This is a genomic window from Komagataeibacter xylinus (assembly GCF_009834365.1).
Lineage (GTDB): Bacteria > Pseudomonadota > Alphaproteobacteria > Acetobacterales > Acetobacteraceae > Komagataeibacter > Komagataeibacter xylinus_D.
In genome coordinates this window covers 3,294,110-3,315,345 of record NZ_CP041348.1, presented here as the reverse complement: position 1 = coordinate 3,315,345, position 21,236 = coordinate 3,294,110, and the positions used below count along the sequence as shown (strand labels likewise).

Annotated in this window: 21 protein-coding genes and 1 pseudogene; 4 read left to right on the top strand and 18 right to left on the bottom strand. The window is 60.9% G+C overall.

Annotated features, from left to right (window positions below):
• Positions 1-122: 122 nt before the first annotated feature.
• Positions 123-917 (top strand): OBAP family protein, encoded by a 795-nt coding sequence (locus FMA36_RS15850; RefSeq protein WP_159263244.1) that lies wholly within the window; start codon positions 123-125, stop codon positions 915-917.
• Positions 918-991: 74 nt separating this feature from the next.
• On the top strand, positions 992-1,882 hold the full coding sequence (ligD, locus tag FMA36_RS15845) for a non-homologous end-joining DNA ligase (RefSeq protein ID WP_159263243.1): 891 nt from the start codon (positions 992-994) through the stop codon (positions 1,880-1,882).
• Between the two features lie 155 nt (positions 1,883-2,037).
• Here ligD and FMA36_RS15840 read toward each other — a convergent pair whose 3' ends face one another.
• Genes FMA36_RS15840 through FMA36_RS15775 form a run of 14 tightly spaced genes read right to left on the bottom strand, consistent with a single transcriptional unit; the run spans position 2,038 to position 17,030 of the window.
• Positions 2,038-2,412, bottom strand: coding sequence for a CBS domain-containing protein (locus FMA36_RS15840; RefSeq protein ID WP_408885633.1), 375 nt, complete (start codon positions 2,410-2,412; stop codon positions 2,038-2,040).
• A gap of 43 nt (positions 2,413-2,455) precedes the next feature.
• Positions 2,456-3,910: an NADH-quinone oxidoreductase subunit N gene (locus tag FMA36_RS15835; protein ID WP_159263242.1), complete on the bottom strand. Its 1,455-nt coding sequence runs from the start codon at positions 3,908-3,910 to the stop codon at positions 2,456-2,458.
• A complete protein-coding gene (locus tag FMA36_RS15830) occupies positions 3,907-5,409 on the bottom strand; it encodes a complex I subunit 4 family protein (protein ID WP_159263241.1) in 1,503 nt (500 codons plus the stop codon). Before FMA36_RS15830 ends, FMA36_RS15835 begins: the two co-directional genes overlap by 4 nt.
• Positions 5,406-7,376: an NADH-quinone oxidoreductase subunit L gene (nuoL, locus tag FMA36_RS15825; RefSeq protein WP_159263240.1), complete on the bottom strand. Its 1,971-nt coding sequence runs from the start codon at positions 7,374-7,376 to the stop codon at positions 5,406-5,408. Before nuoL ends, FMA36_RS15830 begins: the two co-directional genes overlap by 4 nt.
• A gap of 4 nt (positions 7,377-7,380) precedes the next feature.
• Positions 7,381-7,692 carry an NADH-quinone oxidoreductase subunit NuoK gene (gene nuoK / locus FMA36_RS15820; RefSeq protein WP_159263239.1) on the bottom strand — a complete coding sequence of 104 codons (312 nt, stop codon included), beginning with the start codon at positions 7,690-7,692 and terminating at the stop codon, positions 7,381-7,383.
• Between the two features lies 1 nt (position 7,693).
• Positions 7,694-8,194 carry an NADH-quinone oxidoreductase subunit J gene (nuoJ, locus tag FMA36_RS15815; RefSeq protein WP_159263238.1) on the bottom strand — a complete coding sequence of 167 codons (501 nt, stop codon included), beginning with the start codon at positions 8,192-8,194 and terminating at the stop codon, positions 7,694-7,696.
• 5 nt (positions 8,195-8,199) lie between these two features.
• Complete coding sequence (gene nuoI / locus FMA36_RS15810; protein ID WP_159263237.1) at positions 8,200-8,712, bottom strand: NADH-quinone oxidoreductase subunit NuoI; 513 nt, start codon at positions 8,710-8,712, stop codon at positions 8,200-8,202.
• Between the two features lie 28 nt (positions 8,713-8,740).
• A complete protein-coding gene (nuoH, locus tag FMA36_RS15805) occupies positions 8,741-9,694 on the bottom strand; it encodes an NADH-quinone oxidoreductase subunit NuoH (protein WP_159263236.1) in 954 nt (317 codons plus the stop codon).
• Positions 9,691-12,426 carry an NADH-quinone oxidoreductase subunit NuoG gene (nuoG, locus tag FMA36_RS15800; protein WP_159263235.1) on the bottom strand — a complete coding sequence of 912 codons (2,736 nt, stop codon included), beginning with the start codon at positions 12,424-12,426 and terminating at the stop codon, positions 9,691-9,693. Before nuoG ends, nuoH begins: the two co-directional genes overlap by 4 nt.
• Complete coding sequence (gene nuoF / locus FMA36_RS15795; protein WP_159263234.1) at positions 12,423-13,727, bottom strand: NADH-quinone oxidoreductase subunit NuoF; 1,305 nt, start codon at positions 13,725-13,727, stop codon at positions 12,423-12,425. The genes nuoG and nuoF overlap by 4 nt, the downstream gene beginning before the upstream one ends.
• A complete protein-coding gene (gene nuoE / locus FMA36_RS15790; RefSeq protein ID WP_159263233.1) occupies positions 13,724-14,215 on the bottom strand; it encodes an NADH-quinone oxidoreductase subunit NuoE in 492 nt (163 codons plus the stop codon). Before nuoE ends, nuoF begins: the two co-directional genes overlap by 4 nt.
• The gene (nuoC, locus tag FMA36_RS15785) at positions 14,202-15,923 is read right to left on the bottom strand and encodes an NADH-quinone oxidoreductase subunit C/D (protein ID WP_240906592.1); all 1,722 of its coding nucleotides are present in this window, start codon (positions 15,921-15,923) and stop codon (positions 14,202-14,204) included. Before nuoC ends, nuoE begins: the two co-directional genes overlap by 14 nt.
• A gap of 49 nt (positions 15,924-15,972) precedes the next feature.
• On the bottom strand, positions 15,973-16,608 hold the full coding sequence (locus FMA36_RS15780; RefSeq protein WP_159264067.1) for a NuoB/complex I 20 kDa subunit family protein: 636 nt from the start codon (positions 16,606-16,608) through the stop codon (positions 15,973-15,975).
• Positions 16,608-17,030 carry an NADH-quinone oxidoreductase subunit A gene (locus tag FMA36_RS15775; protein ID WP_159263231.1) on the bottom strand — a complete coding sequence of 141 codons (423 nt, stop codon included), beginning with the start codon at positions 17,028-17,030 and terminating at the stop codon, positions 16,608-16,610. Before FMA36_RS15775 ends, FMA36_RS15780 begins: the two co-directional genes overlap by 1 nt.
• Before the next feature lie 389 nt (positions 17,031-17,419).
• Between FMA36_RS15775 and FMA36_RS15770 the strand changes: the two are divergent.
• Positions 17,420-17,548: pseudogene (locus FMA36_RS15770) on the top strand (IS5/IS1182 family transposase); the annotation flags it as partial.
• 5 nt (positions 17,549-17,553) lie between these two features.
• On the opposite strand, the gene FMA36_RS15765 reads toward FMA36_RS15770, so the two are convergent.
• Entirely contained in the window at positions 17,554-17,889 is a 336-nt protein-coding gene (locus tag FMA36_RS15765; RefSeq protein WP_159263230.1) for a DUF6525 family protein, read from the bottom strand.
• Positions 17,882-19,114 (bottom strand): GTP-binding protein, encoded by a 1,233-nt coding sequence (locus tag FMA36_RS15760; RefSeq protein WP_159263229.1) that lies wholly within the window; start codon positions 19,112-19,114, stop codon positions 17,882-17,884. The genes FMA36_RS15765 and FMA36_RS15760 overlap by 8 nt, the downstream gene beginning before the upstream one ends.
• Between FMA36_RS15760 and FMA36_RS15755 the strand changes: the two genes are divergently transcribed.
• Entirely contained in the window at positions 19,101-19,334 is a 234-nt protein-coding gene (locus FMA36_RS15755; protein WP_159263228.1) for a hypothetical protein, read from the top strand. The two genes, FMA36_RS15760 and FMA36_RS15755, sit on opposite strands and share 14 nt — an antisense overlap.
• Before the next feature lie 24 nt (positions 19,335-19,358).
• Here the strand turns inward: FMA36_RS15755 and FMA36_RS15750 are convergent, their stop codons facing one another.
• Both FMA36_RS15750 and FMA36_RS15745 read right to left on the bottom strand, forming a co-directional pair.
• On the bottom strand, positions 19,359-20,483 hold the full coding sequence (locus tag FMA36_RS15750; protein ID WP_167518040.1) for an anhydro-N-acetylmuramic acid kinase: 1,125 nt from the start codon (positions 20,481-20,483) through the stop codon (positions 19,359-19,361).
• Positions 20,480-21,235 (bottom strand): GntR family transcriptional regulator, encoded by a 756-nt coding sequence (locus tag FMA36_RS15745; RefSeq protein WP_159263227.1) that lies wholly within the window; start codon positions 21,233-21,235, stop codon positions 20,480-20,482. Before FMA36_RS15745 ends, FMA36_RS15750 begins: the two co-directional genes overlap by 4 nt.
• Between the last annotated feature and the right edge of the window lies 1 nt (position 21,236).

The following is a 21,236-nucleotide window of genomic DNA, read 5'->3' as shown; positions in this document are numbered from 1 at the left end:
CCTTTTTTTTTAAATCTTCACTGGAACGTTCTTTATAATGCGCACGATATCTGACACGAAACTTCAGCAGATGGGGGTGCTTTATAGCGGCACATGCTTCCTGTTGCATGAAAGGACAGACCATGTCGTTCCTTCATAACTTTACCTGCCGCCGATGTTTCAATCGCACGCTGGCCGCAACCCTTGTCGCGGCACCCCTTTCGGCAATTGCGGGGCGCAGGGCCGGTGCGGCGGACAAAAAGCTGGCTCCCGTTCCCGGCGGCCCCACATCGCTGCGCAGCGATGCGCTCGATGCGGCGGCGGACACATTGCAGGCCAAGAAACCGATTGATGCGATGAGCGCGTATCTGAACGGTTTTCATTTCTATGCCGATGATATGGGCCGGCAGGTGGAGGCCAACCATTTCTGCACGCATCTGAGCGAGGGCTTCCATCAATGCGTGATTTATGAAGCCAACCAGAAAAATGCCCGGTTGATTGGCATTGAATATATCGTGAGTGAAAAAATATTCAGGACACTCCCCGAAGAAGAAAAGAAATTATGGCATAGCCATCACTACGAGGTGAAATCCGGCATGCTTGTCGCCCCCGGCGTGCCCGATATCGGCGAGCATGCGTTCATGGCCGATCTCGTAACCACGTATGGCAAGACATGGCACACCTGGCAGATCGACCGGGACCATGACCTGCCTCTGGGTATTCCCCAGTTGATGATGGGCTTTACCAAAGACGGCCAGATCCGTCAGTCCTTTCTCGATGATCGGGACAGGCGTTTCGATATTTCCACCCGGAGCGAAAAAGAGAACCGTGCCGATATCCCGACGCCGCAGATCGTGCCGGGTGCCAACACATGGCAGGGCGGCAAGACACCACAGTTACAGCTTGTGGAAATGCCCGTAAAAAATCTTATCCTCTGACAGGGATGCCAACAGCCTGCCCTGCCATGCGCAACAACAGTTCCGCACAGAAGAACGAACGCAGGAGGCCTGGCATGCAAACACCTGCGCCCCGAACCGCGCATGCTGTTACGCTGACCCATCCGGACCGGATTTACTGGCCGGACGGCGGTGTAACCAAGGCAGGGCTGGCCGATTATTATGAAGCTGTATGGCCACGCATGGCTCCGTTCATTATTGACCGGCCACTGGCGCTGCTGCGCTGCCCGGAAGGGATCGAGGGGCCATGCTTTTTTCAGAAAAACGTATGGAAGGGCATGAACGCCCATATCGTAGCGCTTGATGATCCGCAGAACGCGCAGCACGGCCATCTGATCGGTATCCATGATCTTGATGGCCTTATGGGGCTGGTGCAGGGAGCCGCACTGGAAATTCATCCATGGGAGGCCTCATGCCGCGACTGGGAGCAACCCGACCAACTGGTCATGGATCTTGATCCGGGGGAGGGCGTGGGATGGGCATCTGTCATTGCAGCCGCACGGGAAATGCGCGTGCGGCTTGAAGCCTCCGGGCTTGCGGCCTTCGTCAAGACCTCTGGCGGCAAGGGGCTGCATGTTATCGCCCCGCTTGAGCCCGTGGCCGACTGGGCAGGTGTAAAGACCTTTACCCATACTCTGGCGCAGGATATGGCGGCTGACAGCCCTGAGCGTTTTATTACGACTGTTTCCAAGGTAAAGCGCCATGGCAGGATCCTGCTTGATTACCTGCGCAACCAGCGCGGGGCGACATCGGTGGCACCCTATTCAACCCGTGCACGTCCCGGCGCCCCGGTCTCGATGCCGGTAAGCTGGGCGGAACTGGACACCCTTACCGGCCCGGCCCAGTTCACATTGGGCAATACCATGGAACGGCTTGCCTCGCAGCGTACGGACCCATGGGCGGATTTTCATGCCGCGCGACGACCACTTGGAGCAGTGAATGGCTGACCTGTGGCCCCAAAGGGCAGTATAGGGATCAGTTTTTCTTTTCCCCGCACTGGTGGAGGGGCGTGTCAGCAGGTGGCTGGACAGCCCCATGGTCGCTGCCTGTTACGTAGTCCTGCAGTTCCTGAGCTTCATGTTCTGCAGTTTCGGCACGCAGCTTAACAATATCGCCAATGCCTGACCAGCCCGACGAGTTTGCCGTTTTCCAGAACGGGCACATGCCGGTTGCGGGAATATGTCATGCGGCAGGCAAGATCATAAATACTGTCTTCGGGTGTTGCGGTCGGCATATCCTTTGTCATGATATCCCTTGCTGTCAGGGTGAGTATGTCCGCACCGTGCCGGGAGAGCGCGTTGACAATCCCTTTTTCCGATACAAGGCCAAGGAGTTGTCCATCAGGATCAAGAACGGGGGCTCCGCCAATATTATGCTGCGCCAGCGTGGTGGCGACACCGAGAATGGGGTCATCTGCCCTGACGGTAATGACCGTACTGCCTTTTTGCGCCAGAATGTGAAAGACACGAGAAGACATGGGAGAACCCTTTCCATGTTTTGGGTAATCGAAAGCAGGTCCGTCAAGGCGCCATCCTGTCCTGCACTGCAGGCGGGACGGTGGGGGCAGGCAGAAGCGAATGGATGGCACGGGCGGGTAAAAGCCCTCCGATGACCACGATCATGCTCAGAACGATGACAAGCGCCGTCAGTTCCGGGCGGGCGTGCCGGTTGAGGCGGGGGGATGGTAAAGAGGGGGCTGCCATCATCATACGGATGATGTTCAGGTAATAATACAACCCGATAATACTGCCGATCATGAGTACGCACAGCAGCAGGCCACGCGGGTATTCAACGCCGGTTGCCGCGATTTCGAACTTGGCAAAAAAGCCGATGCCTGGCGGAATACCCGCAAGCGAAAGCAGCATGAGCGACATGGCCGAAGCCAGAAACGGGCGCCTGAAAAACAGTCCCTTCCACTGCATGATAGCCGTGCCATCCGGTCCTTCATGTATGGCAAAGGCGGTGATGGTGGCAAAAACGCCCAATGTACTGGCGGTATAGGCCAGAAGATAAAAGGTGATGGCCCCCGATTGCAGGTGGCCGGGGCAGAGAAAAGCAATCAGGAGATACCCCACATGCGCAATGGATGAACAGGCCAGAAGGCGTATGAGGCTGGTCTGGCGCAATGCAAGCAGGTTGCCGCCCAGAATGGTCAGGGTAATGACGACAGACAGGATGTCATCGAAAAAGGGCGGCTGGTCTCCCGTGCCGAAATAGCGCACAAGCGACGAGAATATTGCAATTTTAGAGACCACGGCCAAAAACGTCGCTACAGGAACGGGTGCGCCCTCCATTACGTCAGGCAGCCACATATGGAAGGGCACGGCAGAAAGTTTGAAGAACATGCCGACAAGGATCATGACCGTGGCGGCAACGGGCAGGGCGGCAGGCAGATCCCCGGCCACGATAGGGGCCATGAACCGCAGTGATCCCGTAATGCTATAGGCCAGACCGATACCGAACAGGAGAATGGCGGAAGAAACCCCGGACAGGATCAGGTATTTCATCGCCGCTTCGCACCCCTGCATGAAGGAGCGGTGCCGGAAGGCCGCAAGCCCTATGAGAGAGATGCCCTGTATTTCCAGCCCCAGGAAAAAGGACATGTAATTTGCGCTGAATACCATGGCCAGCGCGCCAAGCGTGCCCAGCATGAACAGCAGGGGATATTCATCCACCAGCGTGGTTCGGTCATGCCCCGCATCCCGCCATGCCATGAGCAGGATGCACAGGCTGGAAAATATGATCAGGATGGCTGTATAGCCTGTCCACCGGTCCTGAATGAACAGGCTGCCACCCGTATCAGGCATTCTGCCCGTATGGTGCCCCATGACCGCAAGGGCCAGCAGCAGTGACACCATGCCACCCACAAAGCTGCGCTCTACCGAACGCCGCCACGCCGTAGCAGCAAGCATGATCATGATGCCTAAAGAAACCACCATCAGTGGCATTGGCAGGAAAACATCATGCCCGGTCATGGCGCGTGATCCTCCTGGCTGGCCGTAACGGACAGGGGGGATGGGGCGGAAAATGTCCTGAAAAGCTGTGGATACAGGCCCAGCATGATCAGGAAGGTCATGACGCAGGCCAGAACCGCCATATGCCGGAGCGGAAAGTCCTCCAGCGAAGGCAGGCCTGCCCGGGGGGCTGCCAGAAATATGCGGTTGACCATGCGCAGCGCATAAATGGCGGCAGGAACAAGCCCTATGGCCGCCAGCGTCGCGGTGGCCGGGCTGACATGCCATGTCGCCAGCAGGACAAGGAACTCGCCGGTAAAATTACCCAGTCCCGGCATGCCAAGTGATGCCACGGCAAAGAACAGTCCCGTGCCGGACAGGCGCGGCATGGCTGCCCACAACCCGCCAATCCGATTCATGTCGCGTGTATGCAGCCGGTCCTGAATGGCGCCTGCAATCACAAAAAGGGCTGCCGTGCCCAATCCGTGGGCCAGCATCTGCATGATCGCTCCCTGCATGCCCATGGCTGAACCGCTAAAGATGCCAAGCAGCACGAAGCCCATATGGCTGATGCTGCTGTAGGCGATCAGGCGTTTGACATCATCCTGCGCACATGACAGCCACGCCCCGTACAGGATGCCGGCAACGCCAAGCCCCATGGCAATGGGCGCGAAATGGCTGGCTGCATCGGGAAACAGCATGACATTGAAGCGGATCATGCCATACCCCCCGGTCTTGAGCAGGATACCCGCAAGCAGCACGCTGGCTGCCGTGGGTGCCTGCGTGTGGGCATCGGGCAGCCAGACATGCACCGGCACGACCGGGAGCTTGACGGCGAAGGCGGTGAAGAACCCCAGCATGAGCAGCATGGAAAGGGCAGGAGAGAGCGGAGTCCGGGCCAGCGCGAAGATGTCGAATGTCAGCACGCCGGTCTGCCGGTCATGCGCAATGACCAGACCCAGTATGGAAAGCAGCATGAGCAGTCCGCTGCCCTGCGTGAACATGAAAAACTTCATGGCGGCGCGCTGCCTGTCCTCATGCCCCCATGCGGCAATCAGCACGAACATCGGCACCAGCATCAGTTCCCAGAAAAAGAAGAACACAAACAGGTCGGTCGCCAGGAAGGTTCCGATAATGCCCGCAAGGGTTGCAAGGAACAGGAAATGGAATGCCCCGACATGGGCCGTGACCTGACGTGTGGCAAGGAACAGGCACACAAAGCACAGGATAAGCGAAAGCCAGATCAGCGATAGGGAAAGACCGTCCATGTCCAGCCTGACCGCAATGCCCATGGCCGGGATCCATGGCATGGAAAAATGCTCCAGCCATGGCCCCGCATGGGCACGATGGGCGAATGTGACCATGACGAGTATCAGTGTTTCCACGCTCAGGGTCGCAAGCACCACCCACCATGATGCATGGTGCGTGGAGGGGTTGACAGGGTGCCGCATGCGCCCGGCCACCCAGGCCAGAACCCCACCCATGAGAGGCAGCAGTACAAGGGCGGGCAGGGGGTTCATGACAGCACCGCCATGGCAAGACCCGCGCACAGGCCGCCTGCGATCCATGCCGCATACCATCGCACGCGGCCATTGTGGAGCAGCCCCGGCAGATGACCCGCCCATCTGATCAGGCGGGTTGCCTGTATGGCCAGCATGCCCAGAAAATCGGCCCGTACCCTGAACATTCGGGCGCTGGCCGCCTGTATTAACAGCCCTGTTCCGGTAACGGCATGATTGAGGATATCAAGCCGCGTCAGCCATGCCAGCAGGCAAAAGGGCTGCACGAACACATAGTGATACAGCGCATCCATGCCCCGGCCCGTGCGGCCAGGACGGATAACGGGTGCCTGCCCGGGTATTTCGCGCATGACAGGCGAAGAACGCCCCCACAACACCCATGCAACCCCAAGCCCGGCAAGCGGCACCCCTGCGCCTGCCAGCACAAGCCAGCCAGGCTGATGCGCATGCGACAGCACTGCTGTCGGATCCAGCAGGGCACGCAACAGGTGCAGGGAAGGCAGTGTATCGGGCATTTCAATAACGCCGCCGCACAGGGAGAGAACGCAGAGACAGCCCAGCGGAATGCTCATGAGACGTGATGTCCGGCCCGCAGTCCCGGTTCCCGCTTTCCCGCAAAAGACGATGAATACGCAGCGGAAAATATAAAGCGCGGTCAGGAAGGCCCCCAGCAGGGCCATCCCCCATAATGGGGGCCCGCTCAGGGTCCATCCATGCGTCAGGTTGAAATGGGCGGGCCATACACCCGACAGGATCATTTCCTTGCTGTAGAACCCGGCCGTGACCAGTGGCAGACCAGCCAGCGAGGATGCGCCTGCAACAAAGGCTGTGGTCAGTCCCGGCATGGTGTGGCGCAGGCCGCCGAGACGGAAAATATCCTGTTCATGATGGGCGCGCATGATGATGGCGCCCGCCGTCAGGAAAAGCAGCGCCTTGAAGAAGGCATGGGTCATCAGATGAAACAGCGCCGCCTGCCATGCCCCGCACCCAAGGGCAAGAAACATGTAACCAAGCTGGCTGATCGTGGACCAGGCAAGGATACGCTTGAGATCGGACTGCACCAGCGCCGTGCATGCCCCCATGAGCAGTGTCAGCGCCCCGAGCACGGCCGTCAGCGCCATGACGGGTACCGCCATGGCAAACAGATCATGCAGCCGTGCGATCAGATAGATACCGGCCGTCACCATCGTGGCGGCATGGATCAGGGCGGAGGTTGGTGTCGGCCCTGCCATGGCATCTGGCAGCCATGTCTGGAAAGGGATCTGCGCCGATTTGGCAAGAGCCGCCACCAGTATGAAAAGTGCCGCCATGTTGACGCCAGACGGGGCAAGCTGCCCGTTCGCAACTGCCACCAGCACGGTTCCGATGCGCAGGGAACCCCCCGTTGCGGTTGCCAGCAGCAGCAGGCCGCACAGCAATGCCACATCTCCCATGCGTGTCATGTAAAAGGCCTTGCGGGCGGCGGCGGTATTGGCAGCATCGTCATACCAGAACCCGATGAGCAGATAGGAGCACAGCCCCACGCCTTCCCACCCGATAAACAGGCACAGCAGGTCGGATGCAAGCACCACCACCAGCATGAACGCCACGAACAGGGTCATGCAGCCAAAAAAGCGTGCAATTCCGGGGTCGTCGCGCATGTAACGGGCAGCATAGATATGGATCAGCAATCCCACGACCGTGACGATCAGGATCATGATCATGGAAACCCGGTCCAGCATGAAGGCGATATCCGCTGAAAATCCGGGCATATGCATCCATGGCCACAGCGTCACCTGCAATACGCCTGTCACCGGCCCGGACAGGAGCATGACGGACAGGATGATGCTGACGACGGCGGAACTTCCCACCCCGGTGCAGGCAACCAGCCCGATACCGCGCGCGCCCATGCGCCGGGCCGACATGAATGCAAGCAGGGACGCAGCAAGCGGACAGAGGATAAGGAGGGAGATCAGGAAGGGTGCCATGGTCCTATCCCTCCATAAGGTTGCCAGTATCGGCATCCAGAGTGGGGCGCCCCCGGCCATGCAGGCACACGATGATGGCAAGCCCCACCGCCGTTTCCACCGCGGCGAGGGCCAGGATCAGCACGAACATCACCTGTCCTGTCGCATCATGCCACCGCGCGCCTGCGCCCACGAATACGAGGGCTGTGGCATTGAGCATGATGTCCAGCGACATCAGCATGAACACCATGTTGCGCCGGACCAGAACGCCTGCCAGCCCGACCGAAAACAGGGCTGTGGCCAGCAGCAGGGTATCGTTGAAGGAAAAGACAGGCATGTCAGTGCCCTCCCGCCCGGTTGCGCCCGATGTAAAAGGCCGAGACCAGACCGGCCAGCAGCAGGAACGACACCAGTTCGACCACCAGCACGTAACGACCGAACAGGCTCAGCCCCACATCATGCGCCGTAACGGGTGTGAGAGCGGGCTCAGGCCCGGATAGCGGGCTGAGGCAATAAAGCAGTTCCGCACACACGATGGTGGCCAGAATTCCCGGTCCGCACCATGCGCGCGGGCGCAGCCATTGCTTTTCACGCGCGCTGTCTGTCTGGCCCAGGTTGAGCATCATGATCACGAATACAAACAGCACCATGATCGCGCCGGCATAGATGATGATCTCCAGCATTGCGGCGAAGGACGCCCCCAGCATGACCAGCACCGCCGCCAGCGCGAGCAGCGTCACGACCAGGTACAGCACCGCATGCACGGCAACCCGCCGGGTAATGACCATGATCGCCCCCACAAGGGCCACGCCAGCGGCGAGAAGGGCCAGGGTATGCATGGGGGTTACGGCAGCAGGGAGTGGAGATCGACCGGCGGGCGTTCGTGTTCGGACGCGCCACGCGGCTTGCCGGGAACGGGAATGCCTGCAACATGGTAGAAACTGTAATCGGGATATTTGCCGGTCCCGCTTATCAGCAGGTCTTCCTTTTCATAAACGAGGTTGGGGCGCGCGTATTCGCTCATTTCAAAATCGGGCGTGAGCTGTATGGCATAGGTGGGGCAGGCTTCCTCGCAAAAACCGCAGAAAATGCAGCGTGAGAAGTTGATGCGGAAATATTCCGGGTACCACCGCCCGTCGGCTTCGGTTTTCTGCAGGCTTATGCAGTCCACCGGGCAGGCTACGGCGCACAGGTTGCACGCAACACACCGCTCCGCCCCATCGGGCTCGCGTGACAGGATGATCCGCCCGCGATAGCGTGGCGGCAGGTAGGGCTGCTGTTCGGGATACTGCACGGTCGCACGCCGGTGGAAAGCATGCAGCGCCGTCAGGAACAGGGTGCGCAGGGTATCAAGCATGGGAGATGCCTTTGCATCAGGCGTGTCATCAAGACGCGCGCAGCATGAGGATGGTTCCGGTTGCCATGACATTGAACAGGGAAAGCGGCAGCAGGACCTTCCAGCCCAGCGCCATCAACTGGTCGTAACGCGGGCGGGGCAGGCCTGCACGCAGCAGAATGAAAAATATCACCATGACCCCGGTCTTGAGCGTGAACCACATGGCAGGGGGCAGGAACGGCCCGCGCCAGCCACCAAGGTAAAGCGTGGTAACAAGGCTTGAGACCAGAACGATGCCGGCATATTCGGCAATGAAGAACATGCCGAACTTCATGCCCGAATATTCGGTATGGAACCCCGCGCCGAGTTCGTTTTCCCCTTCGGGCAGGTCAAAGGGCAGGCGGTGTGTTTCCGCAATACCGGCCAGCATGAACACGCCAAAGCCCAGACATTGCGGAATGATGAACCACAGCCCCGCCTGTGCTGCCACGATGGCGCGCAGGTTGAACGACCCGGCCATCATGACCACGCCCAGCAGGGAAAGTCCCATGAAGACTTCATAGCTGATCATCTGCGCTGCCGCCCGCATGCCACCCAGCAGCGCATACTTGCTGTTGGATGACCACCCGGCCAGCACCACCGCATAGACTCCGAGCCCCATCATGCCGAGAACGAACAGCAGCCCGACATTCATGTCGCCCGCAATGCCCATGCCCATCGTGACCGGAATGACGGCAAAGGACAGCAGGACCGTCATCATGCCGATGGCAGGTGCCGCGACAAATATGCTCCGATCGGCAAAAGGGGGTATCCAGTCCTGCTTGAACAGGATCTTGGTGCCATCCGCCACGGCCTGGAACATGCCGCCCGGCCCCACACGGTTGGGGCCATACCGGTCCTGCCACAACCCCAGCAGGCGGCGTTCGACCCATGTCAGCACGGTGGCGAGCCCAAGAATGATAACTGGCGTGAGAATGATGGTGAAAATGGCTGCATATGTCATGACCGCTCTCCCTCATCGGGCACCATGTCCAGCCGGGCCATGCGGGGGAAATGCAACGCGCGTGCCACCATGTGCGCCGGGCACAGGGCAAGGCCCGCGGGCAATCCGGGCACGGGTTCCACGGGCAGAACGTGTGGTCCGTCATCCAGATGCAGCACCATGCGGCCTGACGTCGCCATGCTGGCAGGCAGGCCCAGCGCTGGCGCGGTTGCGCGCGCCATGACGGGCGGAGAGAGCAGGCTCAGTTCCTCACTGCCAAACAGACGCGTATCGGGCAGCACCAGAACGCTATCCACCCGTGCCGCATAGGGGGCGGGAATATCCGTGACGCAGGCATAGGGCGGCGGGTTTGTGTCATCACGGCTGGCGCAGGGTAACAGGCGGATGCCAACTGCGCCCCCACGCAGCGGGCCGCCGATTTCATGCTGGAAACGGTTGAGCGCCTGAACCGAGTTCCATCCGGGCGCCTGATAGCCCGAAACCAGCGGGCCAGGCATGTCCGGCCCAAAGGCCCCTTCCATGGAACTGCTGAACGGGGTGTCCGGGCTGAGGGGTGGTGGCTGGTCGCGCACGTTAATGAAGGAACGGATGACGGTCCGCCCGCTGGCGCGGTAGGTCTGGCTGCGCAGTTTCTGGCCATCCATACGGTAATCCGCCCCCGGTGCGGCCTGTGCCGCAGGGGCAAGAGGGGGGAATGCCTCCCCGAGTGCAGCAAGGACATCATCGAGATCCCGCCAGCCAGTCAGCCCCGTTATATGGAGCGTGGACGGGTCAAGGCTGCGGGCCAGCGCCTGCATCCAGCGCCAGCCGGTCTGGATGGGGGCTGGAGGAAAAACCGCCTGAAAAAAGCGTTGCGCCCGGCCTTCCTGGCTGACCAGCGTGCCGCTGCATTCGCTGAAGGCACTGGCGGGCAGCACAAGACTGGCCTGCTCGCATAGCGGTGTTGCGGTATGGTCGATCACGACAATATCGGGAACTGCCGCTACCAGTGCCGCTACATCCGATGGGCAGAGGTGGCGGGTCAGGTCATTTTCCGCAATGATCAGGGTGGAAATTTCGCCCGCCCGTGCCTGTTCCATCACCGTTTCCAGCGGCAGCCCTCCCATCATGGCCAGTCCCATGCTGTTGCAGTCAGGCAGCACCAGCGACAGGCCTGCTTCAGGCGTGGTGCGCGCAAGGGCTGCGGCAATGCCGGCGGCGGCCTGCATAAGCGGGCGAGAGCCATACTGCATGCCCGATACGACCAGCGGCCTGCGCGCTGACATGAGCGCATGCGCAATGCGCGCGGCAAGCTGCGTGTCGTCCTGCGACAGGTCCGTAACCGGCGGGGCGGCAGGATCGATCGCGTGGGCGATGGCAAAGCCCAGCCGGGCGATATCATCTGGCGCGGCGCGAAGGGCCTGTGCGGCCACATCGTCCAGGCCGGTTGGCGCGGGTGTCAGCACATGCAGGGCGGATGGGCATTCGGCCCCCAGCGTGCGCACCGCCGCATCCATCCAGCGCGGCACTTTTGCATCATCCGCCGTATGGAGGGAAGCCTGCCGCCCCGACTGCCGCAGCGACAGGCCAAGTCGGGGAGCGGTGGTGCATACATCCTCGCCCAGCACCACAACGGCATCGGCACTTTCCATTTCATGCAAGGTGGGAAGGGCGCCGGGATGCCGGGTGAGCAGGGTATGGGCCAGTTCCGCACAGTCCTGTTCGTGCTGCGTCTGGCCGGTAGAAAAATGCTGCGGCCCCACCAGCGCATGCAGGCTGAAACAGGTCTCGAGTGCAGCGCGCGAGGAGGCGATCCCCACGATCCGCCCCTGTGCCGCCATACGTGCGAAGGCTGTCAGGGCATCCGTCACGGGAATGGACACCTGCTGTCCGCCCATGCCGCGCAGGGGCGTGCGGATACGTGTCGGCGCGTTGACAAAACCGTGGCCGAACCGGCCCCGGTCGCACAGCAGGTAGCGGTTGACATCCGTATTGTAGCGGTTGAGAACGCGGCGCAGGGTTTCCTCGCGTGCATTGACAATGGTGTTGCAGCCCACCGCGCAATGAACACAGACCGAGGGCGCGCCACGCATGTCCCATTTGCGGGTGTAGGTGGTGGAAAAGGGTTTGTCGGTAAATACGCCGGTCGGGCAGATTTCCACCAGGTTGCCGCTGAAGGCGTTCTGCAGCGTGCCATCTTCGGCACGGCCGAAATATACGTTGTCATGTGATGCAAAGACCGCCAGATCGTCCCCGCCCGCGTAATCACGGTAGAAGCGCACGCAGCGGTAGCAGGCGATGCAGCGGTTCATTTCGTGCTTCACGAATGGCCCGAGGTCCTGGTTGCGGTGGGTCCGTTTCGTGAAGCGGTAGCGGCGGGTGTTGTGCCCGGTCATGACCGTCATGTCCTGCAGGTGGCACTCGCCGCCTTCCTCGCACACCGGGCAGTCATGGGGATGGTTGACCATCATCCATTCGATGATGCTGGCGCGGAAGTCGCGGGCCTCCGGGTCGTCGATGGATATGATGGTGTTTTCGCTGACGGGGGTCATGCAGGCCATCACGATGCGGCCCTTCGTGTCATCGGGCCCGCTGAACTGTTTGATGGCGCACTGGCGGCACGCGCCTACGGAGCCGAGTTCGGGATGCCAGCAGAAATAGGGCAGGTTGGCCCCCGCTTCCAGGCAGGCCTGCAGCAGGTTGATGCCGGTGCGGGTGGGGCAGTCCCTGCCATCAATGCGGATGGAGGTCATGGTCGCGCTCCCTCCCGCTGCGGGCAGCGGCCCTGCTGTATATGGGCTGCAAAATCGGCGGCAAAAAGCTTGAGCCCGCTGGCAAGAGGCGCCATAGCCCCCGGCGCATGGGCGCAGAAGGTCCGGCCCGGAGCGCCGAGCATGCGGGCATGGCGGCCAAGCTGGTCCATGTCCTCCTCCTGTCCTGTTCCGTCCTCTATCGCATCGAGCAGGCGCTCCACCCATGGCAACCCGTCACGGCACGGGGTGCACCACCCGCATGATTCCTGTGCAAAGAAATGTTCGAGGTTGCGGATCATGCCGATGGGACAGGTCCGGTCATCGAGAATGATGGCCATGCCGGTGCCAAGCCTGCTGCCGGCCTTTTCCACCGACCCGTAATCCATCGCAACATCGATGGCGTCTGCGTCGAGAAAAGCGGTGGATGCCCCGCCGGGCAACAGGGCGCGCAGCCGGTAGCCCGCGCGCATGCCGCCCGCATGCTCCTCAATGATCTGGCGCAGCGGCGTGCCGATGGGCAGCTCCCATGCGCCCGGTTTCGCCACCCGGCCGCTGACACCATAGATCTTGGTGCCACCATCCTCTCCCAGCCCGAGGCCCGCGAACCATTCCGGCCCGTTGGCGATGATGTGGGGCAGGTTGCACAGTGTCTCGACATTGTTCACCACGCTTGGCGCGCCCCACAGGCCGCCGGTCTGGGGAAAGGGCGGCTTGCTGCGCGGTGTGGCCCGGCGGCCTTCCAGCGCGGTCAGCAGGGCGGTTTCCTCGCCGCATATGTAGCGCCCGGCGCTGGAATGGACGTGGATGTCGAAACTGAAGCCGGAGCCCAGGATATTCTCGCCCAGCCAGCCCTGCTGCCGTGCTTCCCCGATCGCGCGGTGCAGGCGGGTGCGGGCCAGATCATATTCCCCACGCAGGAAAACGATGCCATGCCTAGCCTGCACGCCGTAGGCCGCAAGGATCATGCCCTCGATCAGTTGCAGGGGATTACCTTCGAGCAGCCAGCGGTCCTTGAAGGTTCCCGGCTCCATCTCATCGGCATTGGCGATCAGGTATTTGCGGCGATCCGTTGCGGGTTCCTTCGGCACGAAGCTCCATTTCTGCCCGGTCCCGAAGCCTGCGCCCCCCCGCCCGCGCAGTTTTGAGCGTGTTACCATGTCAATGATCTCGGCCGGGGCAAGGCTGCTCAATGCCTTGCGCGTGGCCTGCCAGCCGCCATTGTGTTCATACGCTGTACAGTCCGGTGGCCCTGCGGCAGGGTCGATCATGGCGGTCAGGGGCCGTTCGGAAGGGGGTGTCATGGCGTGTCCCTCAGCGTGTCGATCAGGTGGTCGAGGGTGGTCGTGTCCACGTCTCCATGCAGGGTGTTGTCCACCAGCATGGCCGGGGCGTGGTCGCAATGCCCGATACAGACCGTGGGCAGCAGGGTAATGGCGTTATCCGCCGTGGTTTCGCCGGGCCTTATGTTCAGTTTCCGGCACAGATGGGCGCATAGGGGTTCGCGCCCCATGATCCAGCATGAAACGCTGTCACACAGCATGATGACATGCCGCCCGACCGGCCTGCGGAACAGCAGGTTGAAATAGGTGGCGACACCATCCAGATCATCGGCCGACATGCCCAGCAGGACAGCCACCTCGCGCAGATGCGTGGTGCTGACCCAGCCAAAGCGGGCCTGCACCAGCCTGAGTGCCGCGACACCCGCCCCACGCGGGTGCAGTTCCTGCGCCGCGAGAGCAAGGATTTCCCTCCGCATGGGGACGGGGAGGGGATTTTCAACGGTCAACATCGGCCATGACGAAATCAATGCTGCCCAGGATCGCGATCAGGTCCGCGATCATGATGCCGCGGCTGAGCAGCGGGATCATCTGCAGGTGGGCAAAGGATGGCGTGCGGATGCGGGTGCGGTATGACGTGGTGCCGCCATCGCTGACAAGCGTATAGGTGTTTACGCCTTTCGTGGCTTCGATGCTGGCCCGTGCCTCCCCCGGTGGAATGACTGGCCCCCAGCTTACGCTGAGGAAATGGTGGATCAGCGTTTCGATGTCATGCATCGTCCGCGCCTTGGGTGGCGGCGTTGTCAGCGGGTGATCCGCCTTGACCGGGCCTGCGGGCATGTTGTCCACGCACTGGCGGATGATACGCAGGCTCTGGCGTATTTCTTCCACATGCACGGCGATCCGGTCGTAACAGTCGCCATGGGTGCCGGTGGGAATGTCGAATTCAAGCTGGTCGTAACAGGCATAGGGCGCATGCATGCGGTAATCCCATGCCAGCCCTGTGGCGCGCAGGCCCGGGCCGGTAACACCCCATTCAATGGCTTCCGCCGTGCTGTAGGCGCCAATTCCCTTCGTCCGGGCGCGGAAGATGGGGTTGCGCATGACCATCGCGTCGTATTCATCCAGCCGCCCCGGCAGGTCGTGCACAAAGGCGCGGATCAGGCCCTGCCAGCCATCGGGCAGGTCCATGGCCACGCCCCCGATGCGGAACCATGCCGGATGCATGCGAAAGCCACAGATCGCCTCGATGATGCCGAATACGCGCTCGCGGTCGGTAAACATGTAGAACACCGGCGAAAGCTGCCCCACATCCTGCGCCATAGTGCCGTAAAAGACGAGATGGCTGGCAATGCGGAACAGTTCCGCCAGCATGACGCGGATCATCTGCGCGCGTGGCGGCACGGTAATCCCGGCCAGTGTCTCGACCGCCATCACGTAAGGGAAATTGTTCATCACCCCGCCGAGGTAGTCCACCCGGTCGGTATAGGGGATGTAGGTGTGCCAGGACTGGCGTTCGCCCATTTTTTCCGCGCCGCGGTGGTGAAAGCCGATATCGGGCACGGCATCGACAATCCGCTCGCCTTCAAGCTGCAGCATGATGCGGAAGACCCCATGCACGCTGGGGTGGTTGGGGCCGAGGTTGAGGAACATGAAATCGCTGTGGTCACTATGCCGCCGCATGCCCCAGGCGGCGGGGTCAAAGCGCATGGCGTCCTGTTCGCGTGCCTCGTGTTCTTCCGTCAGGCTGTAGGGCGGCATTTCTGTGGCGCGGGCGTGGTGGTCCTTGCGCAGGGGGTGCCCGGTCCATGTGGGCGGGGTCAGGATGCGGCGCAGGTCGGGATGGTTGTGAAAGTGAATGCCAAACAGATCCCAGACCTCGCGTTCATACCAGTTGGCGCCCGGCCACAGGTCACAGATGCTGGAAAGGGCAGGGGCAGTTGCACCAAGGGGCACCTTGATCCGTACCTCATCCGTGCGGGTGGCAAGCGAGATCAGATGATAGACGACCGTGAATGCGGCCTGTGGCTGTCCGTTACGGTGGGTGCGCTGACGTTCATCTATGGCGGTCAGGTCGAGCAGCATGAGGGATGCGGCGGCCGATGCCTTCAGTGCGCCAAGGACGGGGCGCAGGTCAGCAGCCGTAATCCAGAGGGTGGGCACGCCATCATGCGCAGTCTGGGTAGCCAGTAAACCATTGGGGAGATGATGCGAAATCATATCCGCAAGGCCCTGTTCGCGCGCAGGAGAGAGAAGGGTGGCCATGGCGTCAGATCCCGTCGGGCGTGCGCAGGTCGCGCATGGCCTGGCGCCCGGCGCGTTTTTCATCGCGCAGGCTGGGGGGTGTTACAGGTTGAGCCCCCTGAGGGCCCACCAGCCAGCTAAGGGGCCTGCGCTGCGTGCCGATGGATTTCTGCAGCAGCAGCAGGCCTTCCAGCAATGCTTCGGGCCGGGGCGGGCAGCCGGGCACGTACACATCTACCGGCAGGAAACTGTCCACGCCCTGCACGACACTGTAAATATCATACATGCCGCCGGAATTGGCGCATGAACCCATGGAGATGACCCATCGTGGCTCCAGCATCTGGTTGTACAGATGCTGGATGACCGGAGCCATCTTGACGAACACGGTGCCGGAAATGACGATCAGGTCGGCTTCACGTGGCGTGGCCCGCAGGACTTCGGAACCGAAGCGGGCAATATCGAACCGGCTGGTGAACGCCGTCGCCATTTCCACATAACAGCATGACAGGCCGAAATTCAGCGGCCAGATGGAGTTTTTCTGCCCCCATGCCACAAAATCCTGCAAACGGCCCATGACAAGATTGCGGCGGACAGTCTCACTGAAGCTGGGCGCCGGTTGGGTGTTACCGGCAGCATGGGGGGAGGAAAGGGACCAGTTCATCATGCATGATCCTTTTGCGTATCCGTTGCCTGGCGCAGATGGACCCGTGGTCCCCAGTCCAGTGCTCCGGCACGCCATAGATAGACAAGAGAAATGAGCAAAAAGACAGTAAAGACGAGGGCCGCGGCATAACCGATCCACCCCGTTTCTGTTACAACTGTTGCCCATGTCAGCAGAATGGCCGTTTCGACATCAAAGATAACAAAGAACATGGCCACCAGATAATACTGTACAGGCAGGCGCAGATGCGCCGACCCCGTGGGCACGATGCCGGATTCAAAGGGCTGGGACATGGAACGGCCCATGCTCCTGCCGTTTCGCCTTGTGCCGGTGATGGAGGACAGTCCAAGCATGCCAGCCAGCAGTATTCCTATGACCATGGCATACGAAAAGATGGACCATATGTTGGAAATGTTTTCCATAACTGGCTATTCCGTTTCTTTTCGTTTTATTTTGAACGGAGGCAATTTGTATTATGCTGTTCGCATTGACAGGTCATAACCGGTCGCGGCTTCATGAGGGGGCATGCAGGCCCCCTGCTATATTGCGGCCGGATGCATGGAATGCCGCGATACGCTGCCAGTCGCTTATACGCGTGTGTAAAGGGAAAGTTGCGGTGTGATCAGGCAAGTTTTTTCAGTGGAGAAAGCGACCTGTGACAGTATGTAGCCCTGCCCGAAAGGACGGTATTCCGTACTGTGTAAACGAGGATGGAAAGTTGCCGAGATAGCCCCTGATTGGTGCAGCCATGAGGGATGACATCTGCGCGCAGGCCAGATCCCCCTGATGTATCAAAAAAATAATGCTCGCTGGCCGTAAGGCAGAATCAACAACAGCCATTCCCGACAGCCGGACCATACGCTCAACGCCGGAAAGCGGACCACGCGCCGGATATGATGGAGACACACACAGAAATGGATCAAAGCCGCATATGGTGGTGAGATGTCAATTTGATCTCAGAACTGTCACACGTGCTGCATCATGAGGCAGGTCCATGCCGTAGGCTTCGCTGTAGCGTGACGCAAAAGCTTCCCGTTCCAACCTCTCGCAATAGTCAAGATACCGGATCAGTGCCCGCTCGGCGCGCGTCGTGCGGCCATAGAGCCTTTTATAATGCTGCCACAGCATCATCACATTGACCGACCAGGCATCATAGGCATGCGCTGCCACCCGTTTGCGGATTGCTGCGGGAAGCGCGTCAAAGGCTGCCCAGTCATTACCCTCATACCGCCGCCACATCTCGTGCCGTAAGGTCCGCTCGTTATCCGCCAGCCTACGCATCCGCCATTTCTCCGTTCCCCCAGGCCGGGAATGGGTCAGGCAGATGGGCAAACAGCAGCGGGTCAAACCGCTCCAGATCAAGCTCCGGTACAAGGCAGGCATCCAGAGCCGCGCGAAGGGCAGTATCGTCCATCTCCGGTGTGCCGATAAACACGATTTCCTGCCGGCGGTCCCCATAAACCGCGTGCCATTTCGACAGGATCAGGTCCCGCCATTCATCACTCTCCGGCCACTGGTTTTTGGGTATTGTCACCCACCAGCGCCCCATGGCCTGCGTGCGCACGAGTGCACCGGCCTGCCCCAGGTCACCCACCCATTGCGGGCGGGTCGCCAGCCAGAAATGGCCCTTCGCCCGGATCACGCCCGGCCACGCAGGGTCGATAAAAGCCTTGAACCGTTCTGGTACCAGCGGGCGGCGGGCGCGCCAGACAAAGGTGTGAATGCCATATTCCTCGGTCTCGGGAACATGATTCCGAAATTCGAAAAGCTCTTTGTACCACAGCGGGTGTTTATGGGCCCGATCGTAATCGAAGCGGTGCGTATCCAGAATGCGCGTGCAGGGCACGACGCCCTGGTCCGTTTCGATAATATCCGCATCGGCGTTCAGGGCCTGGATAACCTGCCGTGTAGCCTTGCGCTGCGCCGCAGTTGCACTCGAGACCTTGTTCAGCACCACGACATCGGCAAACTCGATCTGCTCGACCAGCAGGTCAACCAGCGCCCTGTCGTCCCCATCGCCTGCCGTCTCGCCCCGATCGCGCAGGAAATCCGTTGAAGCGTAATCTTTCAGCAGGTTGACGGCATCGACCACCGTTACCATCGTATCCAGCCGCGCGATGTCAGACAGGCTTTCGCCCGCCTCGTCACGGAACTCGAATGTCGCCGCAACCGGAAGGGGTTCCGCAATTCCTGTCGATTCAATCAGCAGGTAATCGAAGCGGCCTTCTTCCGCGAGGCGCCTTACTTCCAGCAGCAGATCATCACGCAGCGTGCAGCAGATGCAGCCATTGCTCATCTCCACAAGCGTTTCGTTCGTTCGGGACAGATCGCTGCCCTCGCGCACCAGGTCCGCATCAATGTTCACATCGCTCATGTCATTGACGATCACCGCGACTTTCCGGCCCTCGCGGTTATTGAGCACGTGGTTGAGAAGCGTCGTCTTTCCAGCTCCCAGAAAGCCGGAAAGAACTGTTACCGGAAGTCTTTCGCGCATGACGGATACCATTCATTCGGTTGCGATCCGCCAAACCTATATGTTACGTTATAATATAACAATCCCTAAAGGGCCTCGGCATGAGCCAAGCCTGCCCGACCCGTCCACTTTCGACCGGACAAGCTCAATAACGACAGCGGCCGCTGCTTTCATGTTGATAATTGAACAGCTCCCGGACTTACCGGAGAAAGATCTGTTCAGCGCTCAGGCTGCGGTATCGGGATTGCTCTGACCGGTAGAGCCGGGGCTGTTCAGGTTACGCTGCCCCGGTTTTACATATCCATGAGGGCACGGGCATAAGGCCCGCGCAGGTCAGGCGGCCGCCGGGCAGGTTATCGGGCCCCCCCGTAATGGTGGGCGCTGATAGCGGCAGGCTGCGCACGCTGCGTGCGGCAAGAAAACCGAAACATTGCGCCTCAAGCGCGTCCCCGTTCCAGCCAAGGCTGTCAACGGGTTCGACCGGAGCCCCGAGCGTTGTCCGCATTGCGTGCATGAGAACGGGATTATGCCGCCCGCCACCACAGACATACCAGTGCGCCGGCCGCGTGGGCAGGGGCGTGCGCCGAATGGCTTCAACGCTAAAAGCGGCAAGCGTGGCCGCCCCATCCGCTGGCGTGCAGCCCGCTACCCGGTCGAGTGCCGCAGCGAATGTCTGCCGGTCCAGCGATTTCGGGGCAGGGCGGGCAAAATAGGGATCAGCCAGCAGGTCTTCCACAATCGTCTGGCTGACCGTGCCCATCGCGGCCAGTCTTCCATCCACGTCACATGCCGTGCCGGTATGGCGCAGGGCCCAGTCATCAAGCAGGGCGTTGCCCGGGCCGGTATCACAGGCATGGATCGTGCCGTCCGCATCAACCAGCGTTACATTCGCAACCCCCCCGATATTCAGCACCGCGACCGGTCGGGGCACGCCTTGCAGCAGGGCAGCGTGAAACCATGGCACCAGCGGCGCGCCTTCGCCACCGGCTGCGATATCAGCGCTGCGGAAATCATGGATGACAGCCAGCCCCGTTGCGTGTGACAGAAACTGCGCATCCCCGATCTGCCATGTGCGGTGGTGAGCAGGGTCATGCAGGATGGTCTGGCCATGAAAACCGATCAGATCGACCTTTGGCACAAGAGCCTGAAGCTGCAGTACCGCATCAACATGGTGCCGGGTTATCTCGTGCTCTACGGCTTTCAGTTCCGGGTCGTGCGGGGAGAGAGCAGGGGCTGCATCCAGAATTTTTCGGGCACGCTGGCGCAGGGCGGCCGGATAGGGCAGGCTCAGATCCGGCCCAAATCCTTCAATCCGCTCACCATCCGTGCGGATGACAGCAGCATCTACCCCATCAAGCGACGTGCCGCTCATAAGGCCAATGACCGTGAGCATACGATTCATGCCTGTATTTCCGCAGTTCTGAGTTCCATCACGACATCATAAAGGTCGGCACGATAGGATGAGAATGTGACGTCAAGCACCCGCCCGTCGGGCAGGAAGGATCGCCTTTCAATATCCAGTATGGCGCTGGAGGGCTCGAGATGCAGCAGTTCGGCTTCATGAACCAGAGCCAGACGTGAACGGATGCGCTGCAGCGCCCTGACCGGCAGAAGATGACGTTCCCTGAGCACGGCATAAAAGCAGCTTCCCACGCTGTCGGGGTCATCCAGATAATGCGCCGGAATGACGGCTGTCTCGACCGCCAGGGGCCGACCATTGGCCGTCCGGATCCGTTTGAGGCGCATGACACGGGCTGTGGGCGCTATACCCAGTGCCATGGCCTCATCCGGGCTTGTACGTGCTACATGCCGGTCCAGCCAGATCGAGCCGGGTTCATACCCGCGCGCGTGCATATCTTCCGAAAAGCCCTGGAGGACGGAAAGGGGCTGTTCGTTCCGGCCTGATACGAACGTACCCGCCCCGGGCTTCTGGCTCAGAAACCCTGCGCCGACCAGTTCGGCAAATGCCTTGCGGATGGTCACGCGCGAGACTCCGGTCCGCTCTGCCAGTTCACGCTCGGGGGGCATGGCATCACCGCGTTTGAGCGCGCCGCTGGCAATGATGTCACGCAACCGGTCGCCTACCTGCAGGTAAAGGGGCTTCCTGTCATGCGGGCTGGGGGTCAGTGCCGTAAAAAGCTGTTCCGGTGTCATG

What these genes read in the sequence shown, in the direction of transcription:
- FMA36_RS15850 (WP_159263244.1), top strand. Translation starts at nt 123, where the DNA reads ATGTCGTTCCTTCATAACTTTACCTGCCGCCGATGTTTCAATCGCACG.
- ligD (WP_159263243.1), top strand. Translation starts at nt 992, where the DNA reads ATGCAAACACCTGCGCCCCGAACCGCGCATGCTGTTACGCTGACCCAT.
- FMA36_RS15840 (WP_408885633.1), bottom strand. Translation starts at nt 2,412, where the DNA reads ATGTCTTCTCGTGTCTTTCACATTCTGGCGCAAAAAGGCAGTACGGTC.
- FMA36_RS15835 (WP_159263242.1), bottom strand. Translation starts at nt 3,910, where the DNA reads ATGACCGGGCATGATGTTTTCCTGCCAATGCCACTGATGGTGGTTTCT.
- FMA36_RS15830 (WP_159263241.1), bottom strand. Translation starts at nt 5,409, where the DNA reads ATGAACCCCCTGCCCGCCCTTGTACTGCTGCCTCTCATGGGTGGGGTT.
- nuoL (WP_159263240.1), bottom strand. Translation starts at nt 7,376, where the DNA reads ATGGCACCCTTCCTGATCTCCCTCCTTATCCTCTGTCCGCTTGCTGCG.
- nuoK (WP_159263239.1), bottom strand. Translation starts at nt 7,692, where the DNA reads ATGCCTGTCTTTTCCTTCAACGATACCCTGCTGCTGGCCACAGCCCTG.
- nuoJ (WP_159263238.1), bottom strand. Translation starts at nt 8,194, where the DNA reads ATGCATACCCTGGCCCTTCTCGCCGCTGGCGTGGCCCTTGTGGGGGCG.
- nuoI (WP_159263237.1), bottom strand. Translation starts at nt 8,712, where the DNA reads ATGCTTGATACCCTGCGCACCCTGTTCCTGACGGCGCTGCATGCTTTC.
- nuoH (WP_159263236.1), bottom strand. Translation starts at nt 9,694, where the DNA reads ATGACATATGCAGCCATTTTCACCATCATTCTCACGCCAGTTATCATT.
- nuoG (WP_159263235.1), bottom strand. Translation starts at nt 12,426, where the DNA reads ATGACCTCCATCCGCATTGATGGCAGGGACTGCCCCACCCGCACCGGC.
- nuoF (WP_159263234.1), bottom strand. Translation starts at nt 13,727, where the DNA reads ATGACACCCCCTTCCGAACGGCCCCTGACCGCCATGATCGACCCTGCC.
- nuoE (WP_159263233.1), bottom strand. Translation starts at nt 14,215, where the DNA reads ATGTTGACCGTTGAAAATCCCCTCCCCGTCCCCATGCGGAGGGAAATC.
- nuoC (WP_240906592.1), bottom strand. Translation starts at nt 15,923, where the DNA reads ATGATTTCGCATCATCTCCCCAATGGTTTACTGGCTACCCAGACTGCG.
- FMA36_RS15780 (WP_159264067.1), bottom strand. Translation starts at nt 16,608, where the DNA reads ATGAACTGGTCCCTTTCCTCCCCCCATGCTGCCGGTAACACCCAACCG.
- FMA36_RS15775 (WP_159263231.1), bottom strand. Translation starts at nt 17,030, where the DNA reads ATGGAAAACATTTCCAACATATGGTCCATCTTTTCGTATGCCATGGTC.
- FMA36_RS15765 (WP_159263230.1), bottom strand. Translation starts at nt 17,889, where the DNA reads ATGCGTAGGCTGGCGGATAACGAGCGGACCTTACGGCACGAGATGTGG.
- FMA36_RS15755 (WP_159263228.1), top strand. Translation starts at nt 19,101, where the DNA reads ATGACGGATACCATTCATTCGGTTGCGATCCGCCAAACCTATATGTTA.
- FMA36_RS15760 (WP_159263229.1), bottom strand. Translation starts at nt 19,114, where the DNA reads ATGGTATCCGTCATGCGCGAAAGACTTCCGGTAACAGTTCTTTCCGGC.
- FMA36_RS15750 (WP_167518040.1), bottom strand. Translation starts at nt 20,483, where the DNA reads ATGAATCGTATGCTCACGGTCATTGGCCTTATGAGCGGCACGTCGCTT.
- FMA36_RS15745 (WP_159263227.1), bottom strand. Translation starts at nt 21,235, where the DNA reads ATGACACCGGAACAGCTTTTTACGGCACTGACCCCCAGCCCGCATGAC.